This is a genomic window from Gilliamella sp. BG7, from assembly GCF_046635565.1.
GTDB classification, from domain to species: domain Bacteria; phylum Pseudomonadota; class Gammaproteobacteria; order Enterobacterales; family Orbaceae; genus Gilliamella; species Gilliamella apicola_P.
The window spans coordinates 158,563-165,010 of record NZ_JBIDFB010000004.1; the positions used below are offsets into that span (position 1 = coordinate 158,563).

The 6,448-nt window shown below is 34.8% G+C and carries 6 protein-coding genes and 1 pseudogene; 2 read left to right on the top strand and 5 right to left on the bottom strand.

Annotated features, from left to right (window positions below; genetic code table 11):
• Window positions 1-23: 23 nt before the first annotated feature.
• Window positions 24-1,211 (top strand): pyridoxal phosphate-dependent aminotransferase, encoded by a 1,188-nt coding sequence (locus ACGH49_RS04560; protein WP_411588383.1) that lies wholly within the window; start codon window positions 24-26, stop codon window positions 1,209-1,211.
• 139 nt (window positions 1,212-1,350) lie between these two features.
• On the opposite strand, the gene ACGH49_RS04565 is transcribed toward ACGH49_RS04560, so the two are convergent.
• The 4 genes from ACGH49_RS04565 to zapB all read right to left on the bottom strand — a co-directional run bounded on the left by ACGH49_RS04565 (window position 1,351) and on the right by zapB (window position 4,823).
• A complete protein-coding gene (locus tag ACGH49_RS04565) occupies window positions 1,351-1,884 on the bottom strand; it encodes a C40 family peptidase (RefSeq protein WP_081298043.1) in 534 nt (177 codons plus the stop codon).
• Window positions 1,832-3,190: a DUF3482 domain-containing protein gene (locus ACGH49_RS04570; RefSeq protein WP_411588384.1), complete on the bottom strand. Its 1,359-nt coding sequence runs from the start codon at window positions 3,188-3,190 to the stop codon at window positions 1,832-1,834. Before ACGH49_RS04570 ends, ACGH49_RS04565 begins: the two co-directional genes overlap by 53 nt.
• Window position 3,191: 1 nt before the next feature.
• Window positions 3,192-4,499, bottom strand: a complete 1,308-nt coding sequence (locus ACGH49_RS04575; protein ID WP_411588385.1) for a DUF2868 domain-containing protein — start codon at window positions 4,497-4,499, stop codon at window positions 3,192-3,194.
• A gap of 78 nt (window positions 4,500-4,577) precedes the next feature.
• The gene (gene zapB, locus ACGH49_RS04580) at window positions 4,578-4,823 is read right to left on the bottom strand and encodes a cell division protein ZapB (protein ID WP_065560759.1); all 246 of its coding nucleotides are present in this window, start codon (window positions 4,821-4,823) and stop codon (window positions 4,578-4,580) included.
• 100 nt (window positions 4,824-4,923) lie between these two features.
• On the opposite strand from zapB, the gene tpiA reads away from it, so the two are divergent.
• Window positions 4,924-5,688: a triose-phosphate isomerase gene (gene tpiA / locus ACGH49_RS04585; protein WP_411588386.1), complete on the top strand. Its 765-nt coding sequence runs from the start codon at window positions 4,924-4,926 to the stop codon at window positions 5,686-5,688.
• A 136-nt stretch (window positions 5,689-5,824) separates the two neighbouring features.
• Here the strand turns inward: tpiA and ACGH49_RS04590 are convergent.
• A pseudogene (locus ACGH49_RS04590) lies at window positions 5,825-6,448 on the bottom strand (transposase); the annotation flags it as partial.

Here is a 6,448-nt window from a genome sequence, read left to right on the forward strand (position 1 = left end):
ATTAATTAAGGGAGAGGTGAATCATGATATCCAATTTAAATGTCAGTAGAAGAAAATTAATCACATTTTCCAGTGCAGCAATTGCAGGGCTATCTATTAATCAATTATTATCTAAAGCTCATGCAATAGAATCGCAGAACTCGGTTTCATTCTCTCTACCTATGCTTGAAAATGTAGCAATACCAGATGCTAACAATCCAGTAAGGCTCAACTTTAACGAAAATGCGCTTGGTATGTCACCACGAGCAAAACAAGCTGCAATTGACGCTGTACCAAAAGCTAATCGCTATGCCAAAGCCGAAATGCCATTGCTTAACAAACGATTAGCTAAACATCATAAAGTCGATGATACTCAAATTTTATTAACTGCAGGATCTTCAGAAGGCATTCGTAGTGCTATTGCTGCATTTGTTAAGCCAAATACTCAATTAGTCATTCCAGAGCTTACTTATGGTGATGGAGAACATTTTGCACAGATCTTTAATTTAAAAATTACTAAAGTACCCAGTTTGCCAGATTGGCAGATCGATATAAAAGGCATACAAAAAGCTGCTGAAGATTATAATGGTTTTTCAATTGTTTATTTGGTTAATCCAAACAATCCTACTTCGACAGTTTTTGCAACAAGTGAAATTGAATCTTGGATAAAAAGTAAGCCTAAAAATGCTATTTTTATTGTTGACGAAGCCTATGCTGAATTTGTTAATGATCCTGCATTTGAATCAGTTGATAAATTAATTACACAAGGTTGTGACAATGTTATATTGCTTAAAACATTCTCAAAAATCCATGCTATGGCAGGATTACGAGTGGGTTATGTGGTCAGTTCAATTGAAAACGTTAAGAATATAGCCCAATATGTTGCTGGTGAAAAACTTAATTATTGTGGGGTTTGCGCAGCTCTCGCATCAATAGATGATCAACCATTTTTAACATACTCTAAAAAAGCGGTTGATGTTTCAAGGCAAATTATGGAAAAAGCATTGTCTGACTTAGGATTGCATTATTTAAAATCTCAAACTAATTTTATGTTTCACAAAAGTCCAATTGATTTAAAAGATTATCGAGAACTAATGAAAAATAATTTTGTATTAATTGGTAGAGATTTCGCACCAGCAACAAATTGGTGTCGAATATCGCTAGGTTCGCCGAGTGAGATGCTTTATGTGGCAAAGGCGATGCGTGAATTAAAAGAAAAAGGAAAAATTTAGCAATCACTACTTCTGTTGTAAATAACATGTTATAAATAAAAATAAAATTCTTCAAATTAGCTAATATTTAAAGAATTTTATTTTTATTATGATTCATGAAATTAACTTATTCATTAAAATAAAAGTGAAAAGGAATAATCTAGCTACCCATAACACGGCGCGTCATCCAATAATGTTTCTTCCAATAATTTTCATTTAAATTTGAATAAGTTACACCTTTTGACGTTGAAGCATGTAAAAATTTACCGTCAGCATAATAAATACCAACATGTAGACCACTACGGCTGCGACCTGTTTTAAAGAATACTAAGTCGCCTGCTTTAGGGGTGTTTACCTTAATACCTAATCTAGCTTGCTCAGCAGCACTTCTTGGAAAGTTTTTCGAAAGTTTATTCTTAAAAAAGTTCATCACAAAACCAGAACAATCACTACCCGCTAAAGTCGTACCACCATAACGGTATGGCGTGTTTTGCCATTTTTTATAGTGAGATTCTATTTTAGATAACATAATAGGATCTGATTTAATAATTTTAGTAGAAACTTGACCTTGGCTAGTACTACAACCAAACAATATAAAAATAGAAAAGACCAATATTGTTATAAAAAAACTTTTTTTTAAACTAATGCAGTTGTTGAGCAACGTTCCTAATAGTCGATTGCCTTTTTTTGTCATTTCTTTTTGTTCCTTTATTTAACGTCGACCAATGCGAATAACGTCTTGCTAGCTTTAAGCTTTTAGGCAACACGCCTTTTTCCCATTCAGTTTTATCTATTTTAGATAACTTAACAGGGCTAGTATCCGCATGGCTACGATGATTTAAACTTTCTTTAAGGCGGATTAATCGTAAAGAAAGAAAACAAATAATAACATCATCAACGCTTAATTTTCTATATCCAGAAAGCTGGTACCGCATTCTGGAACCATAATGTTTTGCAGTTTGCATTAAACTACCAACTACTGCACCAATTAGCGCAGCCGAGCCAAGTGAGATCCCTCCAGTTGCTAAATCTATACTAGCTCCAATTGTCGCACCTTGAACAAAGCCTTTAGTCAAATGAACACCCATCATTTTTAAAGCATCCACATTAAAAAGGTCAGCATTATAGCGACCCTTTATTAAAGGCAAACTTTCTTCACTCTCTTGAGTTGAATCAAATTGATACAATTTTAATAATTCATTGATCGCTTTTTGTTCCCGCTTTCTAACTTTATTTTGCATATCAGTTATTGCTTGGTTATCTTCTGATTTAGCCATTTCATAAAAAGCTGTAACATCAACAAGCGTTTCGGCAATAATCCGATTAGCGGTTTGATTACGAGAATCGCGAATTTGTGCGATTTTATTTAGCCAATTATCTAATATTTTTTTAGCAGGCTCAACCAATAAAGCAAGGCTATGGTACAAACGCTCCTCTCCATCCAATGGCGGGAATATTGCGTCAAACCGGATGATAGCATGAATCCCTATGCGTGACAGCAATATTTTCCATTCCTTTTCATTTTGATTACTATCGGCAGTAAAGTTCAAAACTGCTAATATGGGTTTATCACTATTGGCTAAAATAGCTAATTCATCGTGATACTTAGCTAATACAGGCTCTCGGACATCTATCACATAAATAGCCGCATCACTGTTTATCAGTTGCCTAATGACTTTAGCTTCTTGATTAAATACGTTTTCAGACTCAGGGCTTTGTAAAAAAAGTGTTAATTTATCGACACCATCAAGTTTTGCATTAGCAGGAATTATTTGGTTAATATAATCATAAAGCGCTAAACTGTCTTCCAATCCTGGGGTATCATAAAAGACTATTGATTCATTATGCTCAAGCGGCAATGTTATTGATTCAACATGCCTAGTGGTGCCAGGACTATCAGACACATTTCCAAAATGGCTATTACGAATTAAGGTACGTAATAAAGATGTTTTGCCAACATTAGCATGACCAACTATTGCTAATTTTAATGTTGATAGCATTTTACAGAGCCTCACTTAGCCAGTCAGGTTGAGCCAACTGTAAAGATAATGATTGCCAATTATGATACTGTTTACCTTGATTAATAAACCAAATACGAGTCTGCTGAGATTTATTAATCAGTTGATTAATAAAATTCAATACTCCCCTATCTGGCGCTCTATCGGTATCAACCGCAATTAATAATTTTTGAGCTGGCGTTAATTGCAAATAATCTAGAATATTACTGCGCTGTTCACGGGTATTTAAAAAACCTAAAAATGAAACAGAGTCAGGATAATGCCAAGTTTCTTGCACATCAATGGCAACCAAAAAATTACCTTCCCCAGCTTCAATTGAATGCGCTGAAAAATGCCATTGGTGACTGCTACTGCCTAATTTATCAGCATCCTCAATATTAACAAATAATGGCTGCAACTGATTGGCTAATATCTGATAATCGGGATGAGAAATGTTTAGCTGAATTCGACGACAACTAATAAACCAATTAACACCACAAAACACCATACACAAAAACCGCAGTATCAATCCGTAAACAATAAATACACCTAACAGCCAAATAGCCCACGATGATCGAATTTCACCGGCAGTTAACGCATGTTCACTTAGCTTTATAACCTCGTCTTTAGGAATTTCAAAACCAAGAAATGAAGGCAAATAGCCCAAATAATGAGTTAAACCAACAATCGTATCTGAACTAAGCAAAGTGGTTTGCCATTCAAAACTGTAATTCTTGGTTGAAAATAGCACAACCAATACTAATAATGCACAACTTAAAATCACAGTCCAAAACAGGTTAAGCACAAATCCAATAAGCCAACGAATACGAGAGCCAAACAATTCAACAAATGCAGGGATCAGTTGTTGCACAGTCTTTTTTTGAGAAAGCTTTTTAGCCAACCATAACCAACAATGAATTAATAAACTGCCACCAAAATTGGAAAAAAAGAAAAACGAACTGAGCCAGATAGATAGTGTAATTAAATGAATACCTAATAAACTAAAAAGTGCCCAATACAAATTGATAGGGTTTTGACTTAACACTCCCAATGCTAAAGATCCACCTAAAAAAACAGATAGTAAGAGTAATAATACAAAAGAAAGCTTTACCGATCGCAAAAGTACTTTTTGAGCCAAATACAATCCATTTTGTTTAGACAACATAATTGCCCGCATCACAATTCGATCTGAAAGTGACACTTGTTCTGCTCTTACTTGTCGGTTGATATCTTGATCAGAAAACCGCCCAGATTCTGTTTCAATTAAATGGATAGCTTCGGTCAACCAGAGTGATTTTAACTTTTGTTGCATTAGACTTAATTTTCACCATTATAATGAATGACGTATAAAAGAAACGCGACATAAGTCGCGTTCAAAAAGTCGAATCAATTATTGTGTAATTTCACCAATTTTACTTAATAAAGTTTGAATACGTTGTTGCCATACTTGCTGATCTTGTTTTAGCTTTTCATTTTCGTCACGTAGTGCTTTCATTTCATCAGAACTATCATTAATTAATTGCTCTAACTCCTGATTACCTTTTTTCAAGGTTGCAATCTCTTGTTGTAATGTATTGATAGTATTTATAGTATGTTGGATTCGACTTTCTAATTGATTTAGTATTTCTAATGACATATTTTTCCTCAAGCTCAAATTATTTGGTGTATAATGCTAATCATTATACCGAATTCATTCTAAAATCAACACCTTTTTAAATCTTAAGTTGGAGAAAATTATGCGAAAACCTCTCGTTATGGGTAACTGGAAACTAAATGGTAGTTTGGATATGGCTAAAAACTTAGTCGCAGGACTAAAAAATGAGCTATCAAACGACACAGCATGTGATATTGCAATTGCACCGCCTGTTGTATACCTTGACTTTGTAAAACACCAATTAGGTGGATCTAATATTATTTTAGGAGCACAAGATGTAGGTATTAATTTATCCGGTGCTTTTACTGGTGAAGTATCAGTAAATATGTTAAAAGAAATTGGCGTGACTCATATTATTATTGGACATTCTGAACGCCGCACTTATCATAAAGAATCCGATGAATTTATTGCTAAAAAATTTGGTGTAATTAAAGAGGCTGGTCTCGTGCCTGTATTATGTATTGGTGAAACCGAAGCAGAAAATGAAGCCGGTCAAACACAATCTGTTTGTGCACAGCAAATTGATGCAGTAATAAAAATGCTCGGTGTTCAAGCTTTTAATGGCTCAGTTATTGCTTATGAACCAGTTTGGGCTATTGGAACTGGTAAATCAGCAACTCCTGAGCAAGCTCAAGCTGTTCATAAATTTATTCGTGACCATATTGCTAAACAAGATGTAAAAGTAGCACAACAATTGATCATTCAATATGGTGGCTCAGTTAACGAGAAAAATGCGGCAGATCTATTTACTCAACCCGATATTGATGGCGCATTAGTTGGTGGTGCATCGTTAAAAGCTGATGCTTTTGCAGCAATTGTTAAAGCGGCTGAACAGACAAGAAAATAATTCACAAAGATAGATAATAAAAAATATAAGACGCTTATTAGCGTCTCAGATTGATGACAAACCTCGATATAATTCGGGGTTTATTTTTTTATTTAAACCATAAATAGGATTTTTAATTTGGATTTTATTAAATAAATTATAAAAATAGCTTAAAAAAATGTAACAAAAATAGCTTTATCGCTATTTTCTTGATATTTTGAGTCGTTGCGGCCAATAAACACTGCATTTGAACCTGCGCTCTATGGTCTCTTTTCGTCGAGCATAGACTTTTTTTCCCCACTGACTTAAACGAGTCTCGTTGGCTTTCTCTTTATCTGCTTCCCAGATATAGCGTATGATGACTTTCTGTGTATTTTTACTCTGTGTACACTGTGACAATAACGGACAGACTTTGCAGGTTGTTGCATCAGAATGATAATGACGATAACCTTCCCTGCTGGTAGTTTTATATATTAATGTTTGCCCGTTTGGGCAAATATAAGTATCGTTTTGACTGTTATAGATAAACTGCTTTTTTCTGATGGGATTCGCACCATGGGTGGGACGACGATAACCCAACACCGGATATATCTGCTCTGCCTGCAGTAAATGGCAAATGGGAGCCGTAAAATAACCCGCATCAAGACCGACACCAACCGGATTAAAGCCAAACCGCTCTAACTGGCGTTTTAATCGAGCCATGTAAGGCTGGGAATCATGAATATTTCCAGCTGTGACATAGGTATCGGTAATTAAATTATGTTTGCCATCAACCGTTCGG